At 68.5% G+C, this 21,667-nt stretch carries 25 protein-coding genes; 16 read left to right on the top strand and 9 right to left on the bottom strand.

Going from position 1 to position 21,667, the window contains the following annotated elements:
* Positions 1 to 36 precede the first annotated feature (36 nt).
* Both RX333_RS04570 and RX333_RS04565 read right to left on the bottom strand, forming a co-directional pair.
* Positions 37 to 627, bottom strand: coding sequence for an ABC transporter substrate-binding protein (locus RX333_RS04570; protein WP_316013735.1), 591 nt, complete (start codon positions 625 to 627; stop codon positions 37 to 39).
* Between the two features lie 31 nt (positions 628 to 658).
* Positions 659 to 1,390 carry a VacJ family lipoprotein gene (locus RX333_RS04565; RefSeq protein WP_316013734.1) on the bottom strand — a complete coding sequence of 244 codons (732 nt, stop codon included), beginning with the start codon at positions 1,388 to 1,390 and terminating at the stop codon, positions 659 to 661.
* 184 nt (positions 1,391 to 1,574) lie between these two features.
* Here RX333_RS04565 and RX333_RS04560 point away from each other — a divergent pair, with 184 nt between their 5' ends.
* Genes RX333_RS04560 through RX333_RS04535 form a run of 6 tightly spaced genes read left to right on the top strand, consistent with a single transcriptional unit; the run spans position 1,575 to position 7,387 of the window.
* The gene (locus tag RX333_RS04560; protein WP_316013733.1) at positions 1,575 to 3,344 is read left to right on the top strand and encodes a type I secretion system permease/ATPase; all 1,770 of its coding nucleotides are present in this window, start codon (positions 1,575 to 1,577) and stop codon (positions 3,342 to 3,344) included.
* On the top strand, positions 3,341 to 4,642 hold the full coding sequence (locus RX333_RS04555; protein WP_316013732.1) for an HlyD family type I secretion periplasmic adaptor subunit: 1,302 nt from the start codon (positions 3,341 to 3,343) through the stop codon (positions 4,640 to 4,642). The genes RX333_RS04560 and RX333_RS04555 overlap by 4 nt, the downstream gene beginning before the upstream one ends.
* A gap of 44 nt (positions 4,643 to 4,686) precedes the next feature.
* Positions 4,687 to 5,139 (top strand): RidA family protein, encoded by a 453-nt coding sequence (locus RX333_RS04550; RefSeq protein ID WP_316013731.1) that lies wholly within the window; start codon positions 4,687 to 4,689, stop codon positions 5,137 to 5,139.
* On the top strand, positions 5,136 to 5,888 hold the full coding sequence (locus RX333_RS04545; RefSeq protein WP_316013730.1) for a glycerophosphodiester phosphodiesterase family protein: 753 nt from the start codon (positions 5,136 to 5,138) through the stop codon (positions 5,886 to 5,888). The genes RX333_RS04550 and RX333_RS04545 overlap by 4 nt, the downstream gene beginning before the upstream one ends.
* A 45-nt stretch (positions 5,889 to 5,933) precedes the next feature.
* On the top strand, positions 5,934 to 7,103 hold the full coding sequence (locus tag RX333_RS04540) for a GNAT family N-acetyltransferase (RefSeq protein ID WP_316013754.1): 1,170 nt from the start codon (positions 5,934 to 5,936) through the stop codon (positions 7,101 to 7,103).
* Entirely contained in the window at positions 7,103 to 7,387 is a 285-nt protein-coding gene (locus tag RX333_RS04535; RefSeq protein WP_316013729.1) for a 4a-hydroxytetrahydrobiopterin dehydratase, read from the top strand. Before RX333_RS04540 ends, RX333_RS04535 begins: the two co-directional genes overlap by 1 nt.
* Positions 7,388 to 7,422: 35 nt before the next feature.
* Here the strand turns inward: RX333_RS04535 and RX333_RS04530 are convergent, their stop codons facing one another.
* A complete protein-coding gene (locus tag RX333_RS04530; protein WP_316013728.1) occupies positions 7,423 to 7,911 on the bottom strand; it encodes a peroxiredoxin in 489 nt (162 codons plus the stop codon).
* 73 nt (positions 7,912 to 7,984) lie between these two features.
* On the opposite strand from RX333_RS04530, the gene RX333_RS04525 reads away from it, so the two are divergent.
* Entirely contained in the window at positions 7,985 to 9,193 is a 1,209-nt protein-coding gene (locus RX333_RS04525) for an NAD(P)/FAD-dependent oxidoreductase (RefSeq protein ID WP_316013727.1), read from the top strand.
* Here RX333_RS04525 and tldD read toward each other — a convergent pair.
* On the bottom strand, positions 9,190 to 10,614 hold the full coding sequence (tldD, locus tag RX333_RS04520) for a metalloprotease TldD (protein ID WP_316013726.1): 1,425 nt from the start codon (positions 10,612 to 10,614) through the stop codon (positions 9,190 to 9,192). The two genes, RX333_RS04525 and tldD, sit on opposite strands and share 4 nt — an antisense overlap.
* 189 nt (positions 10,615 to 10,803) lie before the next feature.
* Here tldD and coxB point away from each other — a divergent pair, with 189 nt between their 5' ends.
* From coxB to RX333_RS04490, 6 genes are all read left to right on the top strand, one after another.
* The gene (gene coxB, locus RX333_RS04515; protein ID WP_410056046.1) at positions 10,804 to 11,661 is read left to right on the top strand and encodes a cytochrome c oxidase subunit II; all 858 of its coding nucleotides are present in this window, start codon (positions 10,804 to 10,806) and stop codon (positions 11,659 to 11,661) included.
* Positions 11,662 to 11,757: 96 nt separating this feature from the next.
* Positions 11,758 to 12,708, top strand: a complete 951-nt coding sequence (locus tag RX333_RS04510) for a heme o synthase (RefSeq protein WP_316013725.1) — start codon at positions 11,758 to 11,760, stop codon at positions 12,706 to 12,708.
* A gap of 11 nt (positions 12,709 to 12,719) precedes the next feature.
* Positions 12,720 to 12,923: a hypothetical protein gene (locus RX333_RS04505; protein ID WP_316013724.1), complete on the top strand. Its 204-nt coding sequence runs from the start codon at positions 12,720 to 12,722 to the stop codon at positions 12,921 to 12,923.
* Positions 12,920 to 13,486, top strand: a complete 567-nt coding sequence (locus tag RX333_RS04500) for a cytochrome c oxidase assembly protein (protein ID WP_316013723.1) — start codon at positions 12,920 to 12,922, stop codon at positions 13,484 to 13,486. The genes RX333_RS04505 and RX333_RS04500 overlap by 4 nt, the downstream gene beginning before the upstream one ends.
* 1 nt (position 13,487) lies before the next feature.
* Entirely contained in the window at positions 13,488 to 14,294 is an 807-nt protein-coding gene (locus RX333_RS04495; protein ID WP_316013722.1) for a cytochrome c oxidase subunit 3, read from the top strand.
* A gap of 73 nt (positions 14,295 to 14,367) precedes the next feature.
* Complete coding sequence (locus RX333_RS04490) at positions 14,368 to 15,042, top strand: SURF1 family protein (protein WP_316013721.1); 675 nt, start codon at positions 14,368 to 14,370, stop codon at positions 15,040 to 15,042.
* On the opposite strand, the gene RX333_RS04485 is transcribed toward RX333_RS04490, so the two are convergent.
* The gene (locus RX333_RS04485; protein ID WP_316013720.1) at positions 15,039 to 16,013 is read right to left on the bottom strand and encodes an agmatinase; all 975 of its coding nucleotides are present in this window, start codon (positions 16,011 to 16,013) and stop codon (positions 15,039 to 15,041) included. The genes RX333_RS04490 and RX333_RS04485 overlap by 4 nt on opposite strands.
* Before the next feature lie 80 nt (positions 16,014 to 16,093).
* Between RX333_RS04485 and RX333_RS04480 the strand changes: the two genes are divergently transcribed.
* A complete protein-coding gene (locus RX333_RS04480) occupies positions 16,094 to 16,828 on the top strand; it encodes an SDR family oxidoreductase (protein WP_316013719.1) in 735 nt (244 codons plus the stop codon).
* Between the two features lie 466 nt (positions 16,829 to 17,294).
* On the opposite strand, the gene RX333_RS04475 is transcribed toward RX333_RS04480, so the two are convergent.
* From RX333_RS04475 to RX333_RS04460, 4 genes are read right to left on the bottom strand one after another with little or no spacing between them, the layout of a single operon-like run.
* Complete coding sequence (locus RX333_RS04475) at positions 17,295 to 17,735, bottom strand: MarR family winged helix-turn-helix transcriptional regulator (protein ID WP_316013718.1); 441 nt, start codon at positions 17,733 to 17,735, stop codon at positions 17,295 to 17,297.
* Complete coding sequence (locus tag RX333_RS04470; protein WP_316013717.1) at positions 17,732 to 18,565, bottom strand: carbon-nitrogen hydrolase family protein; 834 nt, start codon at positions 18,563 to 18,565, stop codon at positions 17,732 to 17,734. Before RX333_RS04470 ends, RX333_RS04475 begins: the two co-directional genes overlap by 4 nt.
* On the bottom strand, positions 18,562 to 18,819 hold the full coding sequence (gene grxC / locus RX333_RS04465; protein ID WP_316013716.1) for a glutaredoxin 3: 258 nt from the start codon (positions 18,817 to 18,819) through the stop codon (positions 18,562 to 18,564). The genes RX333_RS04470 and grxC overlap by 4 nt, the downstream gene beginning before the upstream one ends.
* An 11-nt stretch (positions 18,820 to 18,830) precedes the next feature.
* Positions 18,831 to 19,565 (bottom strand): ComF family protein, encoded by a 735-nt coding sequence (locus RX333_RS04460; protein WP_316013715.1) that lies wholly within the window; start codon positions 19,563 to 19,565, stop codon positions 18,831 to 18,833.
* Between the two features lie 48 nt (positions 19,566 to 19,613).
* Here RX333_RS04460 and RX333_RS04455 point away from each other — a divergent pair, with 48 nt between their 5' ends.
* Positions 19,614 to 20,438 (top strand): methyltransferase domain-containing protein, encoded by an 825-nt coding sequence (locus RX333_RS04455; protein ID WP_316013714.1) that lies wholly within the window; start codon positions 19,614 to 19,616, stop codon positions 20,436 to 20,438.
* Between the two features lie 107 nt (positions 20,439 to 20,545).
* Complete coding sequence (hemH, locus tag RX333_RS04450) at positions 20,546 to 21,625, top strand: ferrochelatase (protein WP_316013713.1); 1,080 nt, start codon at positions 20,546 to 20,548, stop codon at positions 21,623 to 21,625.
* Positions 21,626 to 21,667: the final 42 nt, after the last annotated feature.

The raw sequence follows: 21,667 nt of genomic DNA, 5'->3' as shown, positions 1-21,667 counted from the left end.
CGCACGGCCCGCCCTCAAATCAACCTTGGAGACTGATCAGCCGGCGTTCGGCAGATCCGCGATCAACTGGTCGAGATTGCCGCCGCGCCGGTCGAGCATGTTGCCGATGGCCGAGCGCTCTGAGGTCAGCAGGCTCACGCCCTCGGCCACGATATCGACCAGCAGCGGGCGGCCGGACCGGTCCGAGAACTGCCACTGAACCGCGATCGGGGCACCGCCCGCGCGCGACACGGTGGAGTCGACCACAATCCCGCGATCGCCCAGGTCCCGCGCGCCGCCCACGGCGATCTGCGCGCCCTGGTAGTCGCTGAACTGCGAGCCGTACTTGTTCGACACGTAGGTCCGGAAAGCCTGCGTGAAGGCCGCCTGCTGCGCGGGCGTGGCGGAGCGCCAGTTGACGCCGAGCACGTAGCGCCCGATTGCGTTCATGTCCGCATAGCGGTCCATCGTCGTGCGGAACGAAGCCTGCTTGCTCGAAAGCGACGCGCCGCTCTGGATGTAGCCCTGCACTTCCTGGACGATGGTGTTCGTCAGGCTGGTCGCCTCCTGCGTGGTCAGCGCGGCGGCGCTGAGCGGCATGGCGGCGATGGCGGTGGCCAGCAGGGCGGCACGGGTTTTACTCAACACGGACATGGGGGTTACCTCTCTCTCGATGCCGTCACTCGGCATATATGTCCACGAACCCCTCGGTGCCGCCTTCCGTTCCGTTCACGAATGCGCGACGGTTCTGGATGTAGACATCTCGCAACGCGACGTAGCTGTCCTCGCTCTCGTAGAGGATCGCGTCGAGCGTTCCGCCCAGCTCGTCTCGCGTGTCCACGATGTCCGTCGTGGTGCCCGCGACCAGCACGTCCGTGGCAGTGTCCGAGTCGATCAGGGCGAGCGGGTTGGTCACGATGTCGACCACGGTGCCCACCGCGTCGCGCGTGGTGGACGGGCCCAGCAGCGGCAGTTCGACATAGGGGCCTTCCTGCACGCCGTAGACGGCCAGCGTCTGACCGAAATCGGCGGGCACCCGCTCGATCGCGTTGTCGCCCGCCACGTCGAGGAAGCCGCCCAGACCCAGCGTGCTGTTCATCAGGAACCGTCCCAGATTGCGCGAGAACCCGTCCCCGTCGCCCTGCAACGCGTTGTTGACCATGTCGCCGGGCAGCGAGAGATTGGAGACGAAGTTCTCGATCCCGCGCTCCATCGGTTCGGGCACGATGGCGCCGTAGGCTTGCGAGGCGGGCCGGATCAGCGCCACGTCGATGCCGGTGTTGAACGTGTGCACGACCCGGTTCGCGGGCTCGTAGGGGTCGGCGATCAGCGCGGTCTCATCGGCGGTTCCCGCACAGGCGGAGACGGTAAGGGCAAGCGGCAGGGCAGCGATCCGGAGGGCACGGGACATGGTTCGCCTTTCATTTACGATTGGGACTTATGCAGGACGGACGGTGCCGCGGCGCATCGCTTTCGCAGGCTCCAACTCGATGTTATAGCGATTCTGCACGAAAGAGAAATGCGGCCACCCTCAAAAAGACCATAATATCCGGGCATGTGGCTGCGAGACGTTCCGATCTCGGACAGGAGACGATATGGCGGCAAAGACACCCGGCGGGCGTGAGGAGTTGCGCGGCGTGCTGCGTCGCAGCCGCGGACTGTTCCGCATCGTGCTGCTGTTCAGCATCTTCGCCAACATTCTGGTCCTGACCGGGCCGCTGTTCATGCTGCAGGTCTACGACCGCGTGCTGTCGAGCCGGTCGGAGGCGACGCTGGTCGCGCTCTTCGCGCTCGTCGCGGTGCTCTATGCCATCATGGGCGTGCTCGACTACGCGCGGGGCCGGATCCTCGGCCGGGTCGGGGCGCGGTTCCAGTCGATGCTCGACCGCCGGGTGTTCGACGCGGTTCTGCGCCGCTCGGTCGATCCGAACTTCCGCAATCGCCCCGCGACGGGTCTGCGCGATCTGGAGGCGATCCAGCGGCTGCTGTCCTCGCCTGCACTCTTCGCCTTCTACGACCTGCCGTGGACGCCGATCTTCCTGGCCGCGATCTTCATCTTCCATCCCCTGCTGGGCTGGATGGCGGTGGCGGGCGGATCCGTGCTCATTATCGCCACCGTGCTCAACCAGATGCTGTCGAAGGGTGCGCAGCGCGAGGGGCATCAGGCCAACGCCGCGGCGGAGAACTTCGCCGAATCCGTGCGCCGAGATGCGGAGGTGATCCAGAGCCTCGGGATGCGCGACGCGGTGCTCGGGCGCTGGCGGCAGCAGCGCGACACCGCGCTCGACCACACGATCCGCGCGGCGGACGTGTCGGGCAGTTTCTCGACCTTCTCGAAGACCTGGCGCTTCTTCCTGCAGTCGGGGATGCTGGCGCTCGCCGCCTATCTGGTGCTGCAGGGGCAGCTGACGCCCGGCGCGATGATCGCGGGCTCGATCCTGCTGGGCCGCGCGCTCGCCCCGATCGAGCAGGCCATCGCGCAATGGTCGCTGGTGCAGCGCGCACGGCAGGGCTGGACCTCGCTGGAGGAATTGCTGGAGGCGACCCCGCAGGAGGAGGAGAAGACCGAGTTGCCGCGCCCCAAGGCGATGCTGGACGTCAACGGCCTTGCCGTCGTCCCTCCGGGCGAGAAGACGCCGACCCTGCGCAACGTCTCGTTCCGCGTCGGGCCGGGCATGGCGCTGGGCGTGATCGGGCAGAGCGCGTCGGGCAAGTCGACGCTGGCACGCGCCATCACCGGCATCTGGCCCGCCATCCAGGGCAAGGTGCGGCTCGACGGGGCGGCGCTCGACCAGTTCGACCACGCGACTTTGGGTAAGCATATCGGCTACCTGCCGCAGGACGTGTCGCTGTTCGACGCCAGCGTCGCGGACAACATCGCCCGCCTGTCGGCAGAACCCGACCCCAAGGCCATCGTCGAGGCGGCCAAGAAGGCTGGCGCGCACGAGATGATCCTCAAGCTGCCCGAAGGCTACGACACCCGGATCCAGTCCGGCGGCTCGCGCCTCTCGGGCGGCCAGCGGCAGCGGCTGGGCCTCGCCCGCGCGATGTACGGCAACCCGGTGCTGCTGGTGCTGGACGAGCCGAACGCCAATCTCGACAACGAAGGCTCGACCGCGCTCAACGCGGCGATCGAGCAGACCAAGAAGGACGGCGGCGCCGTCATCATCATGGCGCACCGCCCCGCGGCCATCGCGCAATGCGACCTGCTGCTGGTGATGGAGAACGGCACGGTCAAGGATTTCGGGAAGCGCGACGACGTGCTGCGCAAGAACGTGAAGAACCACGAGCAACTGGCCAAGACGACCGCGACGCCGCAGGTCGCCGCCGCACCCAAGGTCGCGATGGTGGAGGGCAAGTCGTGAGCGAACAGACGAAATGGAGCGCGGGGCGCCCAATCTTCCTGGGGTTGGTGGCGCTGCTGGTGCTGACGGGTGGCGTGTTCACCTGGTCGGTCGTCACCACCATCGCGGGCGCGGTCATCGCCTCGGGCCAGCTGGAGGTCGAGTCGAACCGGCAGATCGTCCAGCACCCCGAGGGCGGCGTCGTTGGCGCGATCTATGCCGACGATGGCGACATGGTCGCGGCGGGCGACGTGCTGATCCGGCTCGACGACACGATGCTGCGCTCCGAACTCGCCATCATCGAAAGCCAGTATTACGAGCTGATCGCCCGCCGCGGGCGGCTCAGGGCCGAAAGCGAGGGCAGCGATGTCATCCGCTTCGACGACGACCTGCTGCAGATCGCGGCGGCGAACGAGGACGTGGCCGAGCTGATCGGCGGGCAGATCCGGCTCTTCAACGCGCGCATCGTCTCCAACGACCAGCAGATCAGCCAGCTGGAGGAACAGCAGACCCAGATCGAGGAGCTGATCGCCGGCCGCACAGCGCAGGTCGACGCGCTGGGCGAGCAGCTGGAACTGATCGCGGGCGAGCTTGAGGACCAGCAGAGCCTGCTCGACCGCGGCCTTGCACAGGCCAGCCGCGTGCTCGCCCTGCGGCGCGAGGAATCGGCGCTGCGCGGCGAACAGGCCGCCCTGACCGCCAGCATCGCCGAGTCGCGCGGTCGCATCGCGGAATTGGAGATCCAGAAGATCCAGCTGCAGAACGTCCGGCAGGAGGAGGCGATCACCACCCTGCGCGACATGCAGTTCCGCGAGAACGAGCTGCGCGAGCGGCGGCTCTCGACCCTCGAAACCCTCTCGCGGCTGGAGATCCGCGCCCCGGTGGACGGGATCGTCTACGGGCGCACGGTCCATGCCCTGCGCTCGGTCATCCGGCCTGCCGACCCGGTCATGTTCATCGTGCCGCAGGACAGCCCGCTGGTCATCACCAGCCGGATCGAGACCATCAATATCGACCAGGTCCAGGTCGGGCAGGAGGCCGTGCTGCGCTTCGCCGCCTTCGACCAGCGCACCACGCCCGAGCTCTACGGCGTCGTCACCCGCATCTCGGCGGACGTGCTGACCGACGAGGCGACGGGCCTGAACTTCTACGAGGCGCAAATCCTGCCCTATGATGGCGAGATCGAGAAGCTGGCGGGCCTCGAACTGGTGCCCGGCATGCCGGTCGACGCCTTCATCCAGACCGGCGAACGCTCGCCCCTGACCTTCCTGACCAAGCCGTTGACCGACTATTTCACGAAGGCGTTTCGCGAGACCTGATCCTGTACTAGCCTCGCGCCGAATCGAAGCGGGAGGAGAGCGCGATGTCCGTCGAGGATCGTTTGAAGGAATTGGGGATCGAGCTGCCGGAGGCCGCGGCCCCCGCCGCGAACTACGTGCCGACGGTGCGCACGGGCAACCTGCTCTACGTCTCGGGTCAGGTGCCGCAGCGGGACGGCGTGCTGGTCAAGGGCCAGTGCGGCAACGGCATGTCGGTCGAGGATGCCGCTGCAGCAGCACGGCTCTGCGGCCTGTCGCTGATCGCGCAGGTCAAGCGCGCGGCGGGCGATCTCGACGCGGTGCGGGTGGTCAAGCTCAACGGCTTCGTCAACGCGACCGGCGATTTCGGCGATCATCCGGCGGTGATCAACGGCGCGTCCGACCTGATGGTCGAGGTGTTCGGCGACAAGGGGCGGCACGCCCGCTCCGCCGTCGGCTCCTCCTCGCTGCCCTTCGGCGTGGCGGTCGAGGTCGAAGGCATCTTCGAGATCGGATGAGCCTCTCCGACACCTTCTTCGCCCGGCCCGTCGCGCATCGCGCGCTGCATGATGCGACCAGGCCCGAGAACACGCTGGCCGCGATCCGGGCCGCGATGGACGCGGGCTATGGCATCGAGGTGGACGTGCAGCCCGCCGCCGACGGCACGCCCATGGTGTTCCACGACTACGCGCTCGACCGCCTGACCGGGCAGGAGGGCTGGGTGCGCGAGCAGCCGGTCGAGACGCTGGGCGACCTGCGGGTGAAGGGGACCGGGGAGCGGGTGCCGACGCTCGCGCAGGTGCTCGACACCATCGGGGGTGCCGTGCCGCTGATCGTCGAGATCAAGGATCAGGACGGCGCGCTCGGGCCCGCGGTGGGCGCGCTGGAAAAGGCGGTGGCGGACGTGCTGGCGGGCTATGCCGGCCCGGTCGCTGTGATGAGCTTCAACCCCAACTCCGTCCGCGTCTTCGGAGGTCACGCGCCGGACATCCCGCGCGGCCTGGTGACGGATGCGTTCACCGAGGAAGATTGGCCGATGGTTCCCGCCCCGCGCCGCGCAAAACTCGCCAGCTTGCGCGAGGTCGCGGCGTCGGGCGCGCAGTTCATCAGTCACAATGTCCGCCATCTCGACATGGTGGAGGTAGAGAAGGTCAAGCGCGGCGGACTGACCGTGCTGTGCTGGACCGTGCGCAGTGCAGAGCAGGCGGACCGGGCCCGCCGCATCGCCGACCAGATCACCTTCGAAGGCTTCACCCCGGTTGAATGACGCCCCGGCGGCCCCAAGTCAGGACCTGTGACCGGGGACGCCACCATGCAGGACAGGATCGAGATCACCGTGCTGACCGCGCTCGACCAGATCGAGGCGGGCGCGTGGGATGCCTGCGCCGCGCCCGAAGCGGGCCGCCCGCGCGATCCATTCACCACGCATCGCTTCCTGTCGGCGCTGGAACGCTCGGGATCGGTGGGGGAGGGGACGGGCTGGGTGCCGCGTCACCTCGTCGCGCGCGCGGATGGCGAGGTCGTCGCGGTCATGCCGCTCTACGCCAAGGGGCACAGCCAGGGCGAATACATCTTCGACCACAACTGGGCCCATGCCTATGAACGCGCGGGCGGGCGCTACTACCCGAAACTCCAGGGCGCCGTGCCCTTCACCCCCGCCACCGGGCGGCGCTTCCTGACCTTGCCGGGGCGCGAGGCGCAGGGCCGCGCAGCACTGATGCAGGGCCTCGTGCAGCTGGCGTCCGAGAATGAGCTGTCCTCCGCCCATGTCACCTTCTGCACCGAGGCGGAATGGCAGGCGGGCGGCGAGGCGGGCCTGCTGCAACGCACCGGCCAGCAATTCCACTGGGTCGATCGCGACTATGCCGATTTCGACGCCTTCCTCGCCGACCTCAGCTCGCGCAAGCGCAAGACGATCCGCAAGGAACGGCGCACGGCGCAGGATTTCGGCGGCACCATCCATCTGCTGACCGGCGACGCGATCCGGCCCGAGCACTGGGACGCGTTCTGGCGGTTCTACCAGGACACCGGCGCGCGCAAATGGGGATCCCCCTACCTCACGCGCGCCTTCTTCGAGGAGGCGCAGGCGACCCTGCGCGACGACATCCTCCTGGTGATGTGCGAACGCGAGGCGGCTTGGGTCGCCGGGGCGATGAACCTGATCGGAGACGACACGCTCTACGGTCGCTACTGGGGCTGCATCGAGGACCACCCCTGCCTGCATTTCGAGGTCTGCTACTATCAGGCGATCGACTGGGCTCTCGCGAACGGCCTGACCCGCGTCGAGGCCGGCGCGCAAGGGGAGCACAAGCTGGCGCGTGGCTACCTGCCGGTGCCGACCTATTCGCTGCACTGGATCGCCGATCCCGGTTTTCGAAGTGCTGTCGAAAGCTATCTGGAACAGGAACGCGCCGCGGTGGACGAAGAGATCGAGATCCTCACCGATTACGGCCCGTTCCGCAAAGTGACGGGAGAGGACTGATGGTCGAGAAACTGGATGCGCAGGCGGTCGAGGCGGGGCTGGCCGAACTGGACGGGTGGGAGATCGCGCGCGATGGCGCCGCGATCGCCAAGACCTACAAGTTCAAGGATTTCACCCGCGCCTTCGGCTGGATGACAACCGCCGCGATCCTGGCGGAAAAGGCCGATCACCATCCCGAATGGTTCAACGTCTACAACCGGGTCGAGGTCACGCTGACCACCCATGACGCGGACGGGCTGTCGCAGCGCGACATGGACCTCGCCCGCGCCTTCGACGGCATCTGAGCGCACCCCGACGCTTGCCGGGGCGCGCGCCCCCGTCACATCGCGTCGAGCAGCGCCTCGCCGGCGCTCAGCTCGCAGGTGCCGGGGCTGTCCTCGACATTCAGTTCCTCGACCACGCCGTCCTTCACCAGCATCGCGTAGCGTTGCGAGCGGGCGATCAGCCCGGCGGGCGGTGCAGTGAAATCCATGCCGATCGCCTTGGTGAACTGCGATTCGGGGTCCGACAGCACGGTGATCCCCGCCCCCGGCGCGCCGGTCGCATCGGCCCAGGCCTTCATCACGAACGGATCGTTGACGGAGACGCAGGCGATCTCGTCCACGCCCTTGTCGCGCAGCTTGTCCGCCGTGCGCACGAAGCTGGGCATATGCGCCGAGGTGCAGGTCGGGGTGAAGGCCCCCGGCACGGCGAACAGGGCGACCGTGCGCCCCTTCAGCATCTCCGCTGCCTGGACGGGCGCGGGCCCCTCGGCCCCGAGCGTCAGGAAGGTGGCGTCGGGAAGCCGGTCTCCTTTGGCGATTGTCATGTCGTTTGGCCCCTTTCGGTCAGGTGTCGTTGCGTGGCAGTAACCTAGGCACGAAACCGGAGGAGGGCGAGAGATGAAGCATGTCGTGATCGGCGCGGGCCAGGCGGGGGCGGCCCTGGTGGCGAAACTGCGCAGCCTCGACGCGGAGGCCGAGATCACCCTGCTGGGCTCCGAGCCCGTCCCTCCCTACCAGCGCCCGCCGCTGTCCAAGAAATACCTGATGGGCGAGATGGAGCTGGAACGGCTCTACCTGCGGCCCGCCCGCTTCTACGAGGAGCAGCGCATCGACCTGCGCACGAGCGCGACCGTCGCGCGCATCGACCGCGACGCGCAGGAGGTGGAGTTGGAAGGCGGCGAGCGGCTGCCCTACGACCGGCTCGCCCTCACCACCGGCTCGCGCCCCCGTCTGCTGCCTGCCGGGATCGGTGGCGATCTGGGCCGCGTCTACCCGGTGCGCAGCCTCGAACATATCGACGCGATGGTGCACGAGTTTGCCGAAGGCGCGCGCTGCCTGATCGTCGGCGGCGGCTATATCGGGCTGGAGGCGGCGGCGGTCGCGGCCTCGCGCGGGCTGAAGGTCACGCTGGTCGAGGCGATGGACCGCATCCTGCAACGCGTCGCGTCGGTGGAAACCTCCAACTACTTCCGCACCCTGCACCAGGGCCACGGCGTCGAGATCCGCGAGGGCACCGGCCTCGTCCGCCTGACGGGCGAGGGCGACGTGACGGGGGCCGATCTGTCGGATGGTAGCACGCTCGACGTCGATTTCGTGCTGGTCGGCATCGGCATCCTGCCCGAGGACGATCTGGCCGCGGCCGCCGGGCTGACGATCGAGAACGGCATCGCCGTGGACGCGCAGTGCCGCACCTCGGATCCCGCAATCTTTGCCGCCGGGGACTGCGCGTCCTTCCCCTGGCAGGAGGGCGCGCGCATCCGCCTCGAATCGGTGCCCAACGCCATCGACCAGGCGGAGGTCGCGGCGGCGAACATGGCCGGGGGCGAGGAGGACTACGTCGCCGTCCCGTGGTTCTGGTCCGACCAGTTCGACGTGAAGCTGCAGATCGCCGGGCTCAACACCGGGCACGACCGCACCGTTCTGCGCCCCGGCGCCCGGCCCGGCGCGCAATCGGTCTGGTATTATCGCGGCGATCGGCTGGTCGCGCTCGACGCGATGAACGAGCCTCGCGCCTACATGATCGGCAAGCGGCTGATCGACGCGGGGCGGTCCATTCCGCCCGAGACGGCTGCGGACGCGAACGCGGACCTCAAGGCGCTGCTCTAGGCGCTGCCGCCCACGGTCAGCCCGCCGATCATCAGCGTGGGCTGACCGACGCCGACCGGCACCCACTGGCCCGCCTTGCCGCAATTGCCCATGCCTGGATCGAGGCTCGCATCGTTGCCGATGGCCCGGATGTGCTTGAGCGCGGTCGCCCCGTCGCCGATCAGCGTCGCGCCCTTGACCGGCGCGCCGACCTTTCCGCCCTCGACGCGGTAGGCCTCGGTGCAGGAGAAGACGAACTTGCCGTTGGTAATGTCGACCTGCCCTCCGCCGAAGCCGACGGCATAGATCCCGTCCTGCAATCCGGCGAGGATATCCGCAGGCGCGCTGTCGCCGCCCGGCATGAAGGTGTTGGTCATGCGCGGCATCGGCGCGTGCTCGAAACCCTGCCGCCGTCCGTTGCCCGTCGGCTCGACCCCCATCAGGCGCGCGTTCTGCCGATCCTGCATGTAGCCGACCAGCACCCCGTCCTCGATCAGCACGTTGCGGGCCGAGGGCGTGCCCTCGTCGTCGATGGTGATCGAGCCGCGCCGATCGGGGATGGTCCCGTCGTCGATGACCGTCACGCCCTTCGCCGCGACCTGTTGCCCCATCAGACCCGCGAAGGCGGAGGTGGATTTGCGGTTGAAATCCCCCTCCAGCCCGTGACCCACCGCCTCGTGCAGCAGGATGCCCGGCCAGCCGGGGCCGAGCACGATGTCCATGACGCCCGCAGGCGCGGGCACCGCGTCGAGATTGACGAGGGCGATGCGCAGCGCCTCCTCGGCCACGGGCTTCCAGTACGCAGCGTCGAGCAGACCCGCCAGCCCGAACCGGCCGCCGCCGCCCGCGCTCGCGGACTCGCGCCGCCCGTCCCGCTCCACGATGACCGAGATGTTGAGCCGCGCCATCGGCCGCACATCCGTGTAGCGCGCGCCGGTCGCGCGCAGGATCTCGACCTCCTGATGGCTCGCCCCCATCGAGGCGGAGACCTGCACCACCCGCGGATCGCGCCCGCGCAGGTAGTCGTCGATCTCTCGCAACGTGTCGATCTTCACCGCGAATTCGGTATCGGCGGTCGGGTCGAGATCGGCATAGAGCTTCGCGTTCGTGCGCACAGGATCGTTGGCGGGCACCCGTCCCCCGTCGCGCACGGCGAGGCGCACCGTCTCCGCCGCGCGGGCCAGCGCGTGCTCGTCGAGCGTGGTGGAATGGGCATAGCCCGCCATCTCGCCGCTGACCGCGCGCAGGCCGAACCCCTCGGACGCATCGTAATTCGCGGTCTTCACGCGGCGGTCGTCCAGCACCAGCATCTCCGACCGGCGCCGCTCAAGGAACAGTTCCCCGTCCTCGGCGCCCTCGAGCGCCGCGCGCAGCGTGGCGAGGCTCGCCTCCTCGTCGAGATCGGTCTCGAAGGGGCGGAAGGGCGCGGTCGCTTGGGGCATCTAGACGGTCATCCTGTGGCAGAACGGCGGGGCAGGCCTGCGGCGTTGTGCGACAGACTCGTATCTTGTCTGACGGCACCTAGTGTGGTTTGAAGCAGCAATCAATTGACCGCCCCCTCCGGGTCGGCCCGACCGGGCTGCCGCATGGTGGGTCTGGCGACGGGATGACGACGAACCGGGATGGCAAACATGCGACTTCTCAAGACAGTGCCGAGCCTTGCTGCGGCCATGATGACCGCCGGCGCGGCCTTCGCGCAGGACGAGGTGCTGAGCGAGCTGCCGATCATCGGCGCGCCCACGCCGGGCGGCATCGCGTTCCAGCCCGCGGTCACGTCGGTGTCGCGCGGCATCCACTGGCTCGACAACATGCTGCTGGTCATCATCACGCTGATCGTGCTGCTGGTCACCGCGCTTCTCGCCATCGTCGCATTCAAGTTCAGCGCGCGCCGCAACGAGACGCCCGCCCGCTTCACCCACAACACGACGCTTGAGATCGCGTGGACCATCGTTCCCGTGGTCATCCTCGTGATCATCGGCTCCTTCTCGCTGCCCCAGCTCTTCCGTCAGCTGGAGATCCCGGACGCCGACCTCACCATCAAGGCGACCGGCTACCAGTGGTACTGGGGCCACGAGTACCCCGAGCAGGGCATCTATTTCGAGAGCTTCATGCTCCCCGAAGAGGAGCTCGAGGCCGCGGGCTACCCGCCCGAGGTGCACCTGCTTGCGACCGATACCGCGGTGGTCGTGCCGGTCGGCGCGGTGGTCAAGCTGCAGGTCACGGCGGCCGACGTCATCCACTCGTGGAAGATCCCGGCCTTCGGCGTGCATATCGACGCGATCCCCGGCCGCCTGAACGAGAGCTGGTTCCGGGTCGAGGAACCGGGCGTCTATTTCGGCCAGTGTTCCGAGCTGTGCGGCATCGACCACTCCTTCATGCCGATCACGGTCAAGGCCGTCCCGCAGGAGGAGTTCGACGCCTGGCTCGAAGCCGCGACCGCCCGTTATGCCGAGGGTGGCGCGACCATCCAGGTCGCGGCGACCGAGTAATCCGCGTCGGGTGACATCGCGTCGCGCCCGCCGGACAGGTCGGGCGCGTTCGCACATATGGGTCTTGGTGTACGAACGGTCAGGTGTGGTGACGACATGGTGGACATGACGGTACAGACGGCAGAGGGCGAGGCAGGGGTCGGCGACTATTTCGCGCTGCTCAAACCCCGCGTGATGTCGCTGGTCGTGCTGACGGCGGCGGTCGGGCTCTACGTCGCGCCCGTCCCCGTGCACCCCGTCATCGCCTTCGCCTCGATCCTGTGCATCGCCATCGGCGCGGGCGCGTCGGGCGCGCTCAACATGTGGTGGGACGCCGATATCGACGCCGTGATGAAGCGGACCGCGACCCGCCCGCTGCCCGAAGGCCGGGTGGAGCCGGGCGAGGCGCTGGCCATCGGGCTGGGCCTCTCGATCATGTCGGTGTTGATGCTCAGCGTCTTCGCCAACCCGTTCGCGGGGGCGTTCCTAGCCTTCACCATCTTCTTCTACGCCGTGATCTACTCGATGTGGCTGAAGCGCTCGACACCGCAGAACATCGTGATCGGCGGGGCCGCCGGCGCCTTCCCCCCGATGATCGGCTGGGCGGTCGCGACGGGCGGGGTCAGCGTCGAGTCGGTGCTGATGTTCGCGCTGATCTTCCTGTGGACACCGCCGCATTTCTGGGCGCTCGCCATCTTCCGCAACGAGGATTACGTGAAGGCCGGCGTGCCGATGCTGCCGGTGGTCGCGGGCGACCGCGCCACGCGCAACCAGATCCTCGCCTATACGCTGGTCCTGTTCCCCGTGGCGATGGCGCTCGCCTTCACGCAAGTGGGCGGGCCGGTCTACCTCCTCGCCGCACTCGCCTATAACGCCCGCTTCGTCTGGGGCGCGCTGGCCATCTGGCGGCGGGACGAGGCGGAGGCTCTCGCCGACAAGTTCAAGGTTGAGCTGCGCGTCTTCCTCGAATCCATCGGCTACCTGTTCGCATTGTTCATCGCGCTGGGCGTCGACGCCCTGCTGCGCGATCTGGGCTGGGCCTGGTCCGGCTGGCCCGTGCTGTTCTGAGGAGGCGTGACATGGCTTTGAACGGAACCGGAGAGCATGAGATCTACACCCGCCGCCGCGGGCGCAACATCGCCGTGCTGGCGATCCTGGTGAGCTTCGTCGGCCTGATCTTCGCGGTCACGATCGTGAAGATGCAGAACGGCGCGAGCATGGAGGCGTTCGACCACGTCGTGCGCCCCTCCATCCTGCCCCGGACCGAGGAGGCCGGGCAATGAGCGTTCGGCGCACGGCGCTCGGCGGGGCGGCACTCGTCACCTTCATGGTCGGGATGAGCTTTGCCGCCGTCCCGCTCTACGACCTGTTCTGCCGCGTGACCGGCTATGGCGGCACCACCGCCGAGGGGACCGGCTCGGACATCGTGCTCGACCAGACGATCCGCGTCCGCTTCGACGCGTCCAAGGCCCGCGGCATGCCGTGGGAGTTCAGCCCGCCCGAGGACATGGTGGTCGAACTGCGCATCGGGGAGACGGGCTTGGCCTTCTACGAGGCGCACAATCCGACCGACCGTCCCATCGCGGGGCAGGCGTCCTACAACGTCACGCCCTACTCCGCCGGCGCGTTCTTCACCAAGATCGACTGCTTCTGCTTCGAGGAGCAGGTGCTCCAGCCCGGTCAGACCGTGATGATGCCCGTGACCTATTACGTCGATCCCGAGATCGTCGAGGATCGCGAAGCGAAGTTTGTGCACGAGATCACGTTGTCCTATACGTTCTATGAAATCGATCTGCCGGAGGACGAGGTCAGTCTCGCCCCGCAGCCTGCCGCCGAAGAGGGATAAGATGGCCCACGCTAAGAATCACGACTACCACATCCTGTCGCCGAGCCTCTGGCCGTTCGTCGGCGCGGTCTCCGCCTTCGTCATGCTGTTCGGCGCGGTCATGTGGATGTCGCCGAATTCGCCGATGCCGCAGCCCTGGCTGTTCGCCATCGGCTTCGTCGGCGTGCTGTTCGTCATGTTCTCTTGGTGGTCGGACGTGATCGCGGAATCGAAGGTCGGCGATCACACCCCGGTCGTGCAGATCGGCCTGCGCTATGGCGTGATCCTGTTCATCGTGTCCGAGGTCATGTTCTTCGCCGCCTGGTTCTGGAGCTTCTTCAAGCACGCGATCTACCCGTCTTCGGTGGATAATGTCGGCGGCGTCTGGCCTCCGGTCGGGGTCGAGACCTTCGACCCCTGGCACCTGCCGCTGATCAACACGCTGATCCTGCTGCTGTCGGGCTGTGCCGCCACCTGGGCGCACCACGCCATCGTGCATGAGAACGACCGCAAGGCGATGTCGCAGGGCATCCTGATCGCTGTGCTGCTGGGCGCGATCTTCACCGTGTTCCAGGCCTACGAGTACAGCCACGCGGCCTTCGGCTTCTCGCAGTCGATCTACGGCGCCAACTTCTTCATGGCGACGGGCTTCCACGGCGCGCATGTCATCATCGGCACGATCTTCCTGCTCGTCTGCCTCGTGCGCGCGCGTCAGGGCGACTTCACCGCCGACAAGCATATCGGCTTCGAGGCCGCCGCCTGGTACTGGCACTTCGTCGACGTGGTATGGCTGTTCCTCTTCGCCGCAGTCTACATCTGGGGCGGCTGACCCCGGGCTGATTGATTTGCAGGGCGCCGTGCGGGACACCCCCGCGCGGCGCCGCTCTTTTGGGGAGGGGACGTTGCGCGCCTATCTCGCACCGCTGATCTTCGGCACCGTCGGCTGCGCGATCCTGCTTGGCCTCGGGATCTGGCAGGTCCAGCGTCTGGCCTGGAAGCAGGACCTGATCGCCCGCACCGAGGTCCTGATGAACGCCGACCCGGTCCCGCTGCCCGAAGCGCCCAGCGAAGAGGCGGACGAGTACCGCCCCGTGATCCTCGACGGCACCGTCCTGACGGGGGAACTGCACGTCATCACCACCCGCCGCGGCTCCGGCCCCGGCTTCCGCGTCATCGCCCCGTTCGAGACCGCGCAGGGTCGCCGCATCCTGGTCGAGCGCGGCTACGTTCGCGAGGCAGAGAAGGACGCCGACCGCCCCACCGGCCCGATCGACAGCTTCGGCATCCTGTCTTGGCCCGACGAGCGCACCTTCGACACCCCCGCCAACGACGTGGCCGCGAATTACTGGTTCGCCCGCGACGTGGCGGAGATGGGCCAGGTGCTCGGCACCGAACCCGTGCTCGTCGTCAATGCCGGCCCCGACCTGCCCGGCGCGCCCGAGCCGATGCCCATCGGGGCCGCCTATCACAACCGGCACCTCGAATACGCGGTCACCTGGTTCGGCCTCGCCATCGGTTGGGCCTTCATGACCGGCCTCTGGATCGTCGCCCGACGCCGCGAACTGGCCGAGGCCTAGCGCCGCGCGTCGAGCGCCTTTGCCAGCACGCACATGATCTCGAACATGATGTTCACGCCCAGCCAGGCCGTGCCGCCCGACGGATCGAAGGGCGGCGATACCTCGACCAGATCCGCGCCGATCAGGTTCGCCCCCTCCAGCAACCGCACGCAATGCTGCGCCTGATAGCTCGTCGGCCCGCCCACCTCCGGCGTGCCGGTGCCCGGCGCATAGGCCGGGTCGATGAAATCGATGTCGAAGCTGCAATAGGTCGGACGATTGCCGATCACCTCCCGCGCGATCCGCATGACCTCCACGACGCCCAGCTCGAAGAACTCCTCGATCGGGATGATCCGCACGCCCCGCGCGCGGCCCCATTCGATGTCCTCGCCATCGTACATCGGCCCGCGAATGCCGATCTGCACCACCCGCTCCGGGTCCAGCACCCCCTCTTCGATTGCCCGGCGAAACGGGGTCCCATGCGTGTAGCGATATCCACCGAAATAGCTGTCGTAGAGATCGGTATGCGCATCGAAATGCACCATGCCGAGCGGGCTCCCATGCGCCTTCGACAGCGCCCGCAGCACCGGCAGCGAGGTCAGGTGGTCGCCCCCCGCACTCATCGGCACGATGCCCTCCGCCGCCACGCCCGCATAGAAGGTCTCGATCCGCCCCAATGTGTCGTCGAGGTCGACCGGGTTCGGGTTCACATCCCCCAGGTCGGCACAGTTGGCGAGCGCGAACGGGTCGATCTTCGACGCCGGGTTCACCCGCCGCATCATCGTGGAATAGTCCCGCAACTGCCGCGGCCCGTGCCGCGGGCCGGGCCGGTTGGTGGTGCCCCCGTCCCACGGCACCCCGATCAGCCCGATCTCCACCTCCGTACGCCGCGCGTCGCCCGGTGCCAGATGCGGCAGCCGCATGAAACTCGGCACACCGGCGAAGCGCGGCAGGTCCTGGCCTGAGATCGGGTGGAAAAACGGGTCGGACATGCGGCCTCCTTGCCAATCGTCACGGATCTCCTTCATCTTCCCCCAAATACGCAGAGAAGAAAACGGGCAGGAGGGCGGCCATGTCGCGCATCGCGGTCATCACGGGGGCAGGAACGGGCATCGGCCGCGCGGTGGCCGAGGCGCTGCATGGCGAGGGCTGGTCGCTCGCCCTGATCGGGCGGCGCGAGGCCCCGCTTCGGGAGGTCGCGGCCGACAAGGACGCGCTCGTCGCCCCGGCAGACGTCTCGGACCCGGCGCAGGTCGAGGCCGCCTTCGCCGCCATCGCCGCGCGCTTCGGGCGCATCGACCTTCTGTTCAATAATGCAGGGCGCGGCTCGCCATCGCGCCCGATCGACGAGACGCCGCTAGACGACTGGTTCGGCGTGCTGGGCGCCAACCTGACCGGCAGCTTCCTCTGCGCCCGCGCCGCCTTCGCGCAGATGCGCGCGCAGCGTCCGCAAGGCGGGCGGATCATCAACAACGGCTCGATCAGCGCCCACGCGCCGCGCCCCGGCTCGGTGCCCTACACCACGACCAAGCATGCGATCACCGGCCTGACGCGCAGCCTGTCGCTCGACGGGCGCGCCTACGACATCGCCTGCGGCCAGATCGACATCGGCAACGCCCTGACCGAGATGGCGAAGCCGATGACCGAAGGTGTGCCGCAGCCCGATGGCACTATCCGGGCCGAGCCCGTGATGGACGTGGCCGAGGTCGGGCGGGCCGTTGCCTACATGGCCTCCCTGCCGCTCGACGCGAATGTCCAGACGATGACGGTGATGGCGCGGGATATGCCCTTCGTCGGGAGGGGGTAGGGCGCTGCGGATCGGTCGTGCCCCGTCCCACGAAAATCATGCTATGGAGGGTCGAGACGGCGCGGACAGGTTCGCAAAGCCTCCCTGGCGCGGAATCAAGGCGAAGCCGCCGCGCATCGGTCGTGCCAAAGGCACGCTTCCAGCGTGACCCGCCCCCCGGCACGGCGATTTGGCTGAGGCAGGCGGGACGCCGATAGGTCAGACGGACTTGGCGGCCATAAAGTGCCACGCAGCACCGTCGGATCGCCGCACCGCGGCCCGTCGATGCGCTCTGTCCCGCTCCGGCCCCGAGCCGGAGCCTCTCTCCGGGGTCAATCAAGCTTAACGCCCGTTAACCCTTTCCCCGCGGGGAAACACCCCACCCGCGCGCGGGACCAAACCCGCCAAACCCAACGACCCGGCCTCCGTTTCCCCGCGGGGAAATGGTCAGCCCTTCTCACCCATCTCCCGCGGGGAAACCCGGCCGCTATCGGTTCAGCAGCGTCCGAAGGTCCCGCAGGAAGGGCAGGGCGGCGCGGATGCGCTCGCGTCCCATGCCCTCGATCACGTCCTCGAAGACCGGAGTGATCGACTGCACCGCCATGTCCCGCGCCGACCGCCCCGCCGGGCTGATCGACACCCACTTTCGCCGCCCGTCATCCCAGTCGGGGCGGACATGCACCCAGCCCGCGGCGTCGAGCTTCTGCACCGTGTTGGTCATCGTCCCGCGCGTGACGTGGAAGGTCCGCGCCAGCTGCGCCGGGGTCTTCTCGCCCCCCAGCCGCGCGAAGTGGTTTAGCACCTTGAACTGGCTCAGCTCCATGCCCCGCGGCAGGGCATGCTGCAGCCGCGCCTCGGCCAGCTGTTCGAGCGTGTCGATCTCGCTCAGCAGCGCGATGGCCAGCGGGTCGGAGGGGATGGCGGTCATGCGCGCGACGGTTGCGCGAAGGACCGCCGGTTGGCAAGCGCCGGGATGGCCGCGCGGGCGCGGGGGACGGCCTCGGGGTCGATCTCGACGAAGGAGAGCCCCGGCGCCCCGCCCCCGTCCGCGACCACTTCGCCCCAGGGCGTCACGGCCAGCGAGTGCCCCCAGGTCTGGCGGTCCGACCCTTCATGCGTGCCGCATTGCGCGGGCGCCAGCATCCAGGCTCCGGTCTCGATGGCGCGGGCGCGCAGCAGCACTTCCCAATGCGCGCGGCCCGTGGGCACTGTGAAAGCGGAGGGCGCGGTCAGCACCTCCGCCCCCGCCTGCGCCAGCGCTGCGTAGAGCGCCGGGAAGCGCATGTCGTAGCAGATAGACAGCCCGATCCTCAGCCCCGCGAGGTCCACCACCACAGCCGCCTCGCCCGGCGCGTAGCCCGCGGATTCGCGGTAGCTGTTCTCTGCGTCCACCTCGGCGTCGAACATGTGGATCTTGTCATAGGTCGCGACGACCTCGCCGGTCTCGTCGATCGCGACGGAGCGGTTGACGAAGCGGCCCTCGGGCTCCGGTTGCAACGCGAGCGAGCCGACGACGATCGCCACACCTTCGCGCGCCGCGACCGTGCGCAGGGCGGCGAGGGTCGCGTCCTCGTCCTGCGGGCGCAGCACGGCGCGCTGGTGGCGGCGCGAGAGGCTGACGCAGTTCGTCACCTCCGGCGTCAGGATCAGCGCGGCGCCCTCGCGCGCGGCGCGCGTCGCCATCTCGGCCGCGACCCGTGCATTGGCGTCCGGGTCGTCCGAACTGGTCATCTGGACGAGGGCCGCGCGCACGCTCATGCGGCAAGCAGGCCGTCCAGCTTGCCTGAACGCTCCAGCGCGTGCAGGTCGTCGCTGCCGCCGATGGGCGTGCCGTCGATGAAGATCTGCGGCACGGTGCGCCCGCCGCCCGAGCGCTGCGTCATCTCCGCCCGCTTCGACGGGTCGGCCATCACGTCGATCTCGGTGAACGCGACGCCCTTCTGCGTCAGCAGCCGCTTGGCCGCGTGGCAGAAGCCGCAGATGGGGGTTGTGTAGATCTCGACTGGTTTCATGGGGGATGCTCCTATCTGCCCGCAGATATAGCGTCCCTCGGCTCGCGCACAACTCGGGCCAGGACCAGCACGTCCACGCCCGAAGCCCCGTGGTCGAGGAGCGCGCGGGTGCAGGCGTCGAGCGTGGCGCCGGTCGTCATCACGTCGTCGACGATCAGGACGCGGGCCTCGGCGACCCTGTCCGCGTGGCGGGGATGCACCGCTATGGCCCCGTCCAACTCCGCCGCCCGCTCGCCTCGCGTGGTGCCGTCGAGGCTACGGGTCCGGCGGGGGCGTGCCAGCAGTTCGGGCACGGCCTTGGCGGGATCGAGGGCGCGGACCAGCTCCGCCGACTGGTTGTAGCGGCGTTTGACCAGCCGCGACCAGTGCAGCGGCACCGGGACGATCAGGTCCGCAGCCCCGATCAGGTCGCCGCCCGCGCGGCGCATCCAGGTGGCGAGCGCCGGCACGATATCGAGCCGGTCGCCATGCTTGAGCTGCAGCACGGCCCGTCGGCCGATGCCGCCATAGACCAGCGTGGCGCGGCCCTCGGTCCAGGGGCGGGGGTGGCGTTCGCATTCCTCGCAGACCGGGCGCTGGCCGTGGGCGGGCGTGTCCACCGGGGTGCCGCACAGCGCGCAGGTCGTGCCGCTGATGAACTCCACCGCGTCAAAGCAGTCGGGGCAGAGGCCGCCCGCCAGCGCGGTCTCCGCCGGGCAGGTCATACAGCGGGGCGGATAGATCAGGTCGCGGATGGCGGTGAGCATGGCCGTCGCTCCTTTCCCTTCGCCACGCGGCGACATAGATGCGGGGGCATGAGCCAGACCCTGTTCGATCCAGCCGCCCTCGCCGCCCACCGCGCCCGTACCGAAAGGGCCGGGACCGTGGCCACCTTCCTGCACGAGATCGCGGCGGACGAGGTCTCAGAAAGGCTCGTCGAGGTTAACAGAAGGTTTACGGACGCCGTGGTGATCGGGCCGCAAGCCGCGCTGTGGGCCGACGCGGTCGCGCCGGGCGCGCGGCAGGTGGCGGCGGCGGAGGTGCTCGATCTGGCCGAAGGGTCGGCGGACCTGATCGTGCACGGGCTGGCGCTCCATTGGGCGGAGGACCCGGTGGGGCAACTGGTGCAGATGCGACGGGCGCTGCGGCCCGACGGTCTGATGATCGCCGCGATGTTCGGCGGGCAGACGCTGGCGGAACTGCGCACCGCCTTCGCCGAAGCGGAGACGCGGGTGGAGGGCGGGCTGAGCCCGCGCGTGGCCCCGATGGGCGAGATCCGGGACCTTGGCGGGTTGTTGCAACGCGCTGGTTTCGCCCTGCCGGTGGCGGATTCGCTGCCGTTGAAGGTGGATTATGCCGATCCGCTGGCACTGATGCGCGACCTGCGCGCGATGGGAGAGACCAACGCGATGGCCGCGCGGCGGCGCGGTGGCCTTCGGCGAGAGACGCTCGGTGCGGTGGTGGAGACCTATTTCGACCAATATGCGCGTGACGATGGCCGCGTGCTCGCCACGTTCGAGATCGTGTTCCTCACCGGCTGGGCCCCGGCGGAGAACCAGCAGCAGCCCTTGCGCCCCGGCAGCGCGAAGGCGCGGCTGGCCGATGCGCTGAAGGTGCCGGAGCGGCCCTTGGACGACTGAGCGCGGAGCGGCTGCGACACCGCGTGCGGGGGCGCGGCATTGACCGCACCGCGCGCGGACGGCACTTAGGCTAGACGCGCGACAGGCCAGACCGGGAGGATGAGGGAATGCTCGACCAGCACAACGACGCCGTGATCGACACGCCGGGCGAGGGCAGGCTCGCCCACGCCCCTGCCGACCACCCGCCTGTGGCGCGTGCGCGCACCGCCGTCATCATCGCCAATCTCGGCACGCCCGACGGCACCGATTACAAGTCGATGCGCCGCTATCTCAACGAGTTCCTGTCGGACCGGCGGGTCATCGACTATTCCCCGTTCCTCTGGCAGCCGCTGTTGCAGGGGATCATCCTGACCAAGCGGCCGTTCTCCTCCGGCAAGGCCTATGCCTCGATCTGGAACCAGGAGCTGAACGAGAGCCCGCTGCGCACCATCACCCGCGCGCAGCGTGATCGGCTGGCCGAGGCGATGGCGGCGAAGTTCGGGAACGACGTGATCGTCGAGTTCGCGATGCGCTACGGCAATCCCTCCACCCGCTCGGTCATCGAGGATTTGAAGCGGCGCGGGGCCGAGCGGATCGTGTTCTTCCCGCTCTACCCGCAATATGCCGGGGCGACGACGGCAACGGCCAACGACCAGGCCTTCCGCGCGCTGATGAAGATGAAGTGGCAGCCCGCCATCCGCACCGTGCCCGCCTATTACGAGCACCCGCTCTATATCGAGGCGCTGGCCAAGTCGGTTGAGGAGGCCTATGCGGGGCTGGAGGTGGAGCCCGACGTGCTCGTCACCTCCTATCACGGGGTGCCGAAACGCTACCTGATGGAGGGCGATCCCTATCACTGCCAGTGCCAGAAGACGACGCGTCTGCTGGCAGAAAAGCTGAACTGGGCGCCGGAGCGGATCGTCACGACCTTCCAGTCCCGCTTCGGCCCCGAGGAGTGGTTGCAGCCCTACACGGTCGAGGAGGTCGCGCGGCTGGCCGAGGCCGGGAAGAAGCGGATCGCCATCATGGCGCCCGCGTTTTCGTCCGATTGCGTCGAGACGCTGGAAGAGATCAACGAGGAGATCAAGGAGAGCTTCGAGCACGCCGGCGGCGAGAGCTTCACCTATATTCCCTGCCTCAACGACCAGCCCGCGCATATCGAGATGATGGCGGCCATCGTCGAGAACGAGCTGAAGGGCTGGATCTGAAACGCGCGCGCCCGCCGCTGGGGTCAGCGGCGGGCGCGGTGC

The organism is Roseobacter sp. HKCCA0434 (assembly GCF_032464675.1).
Taxonomy (GTDB): Bacteria; Pseudomonadota; Alphaproteobacteria; order Rhodobacterales; family Rhodobacteraceae; genus Pontivivens.
This window is presented reverse-complemented; position numbering and strand designations above follow the sequence as displayed.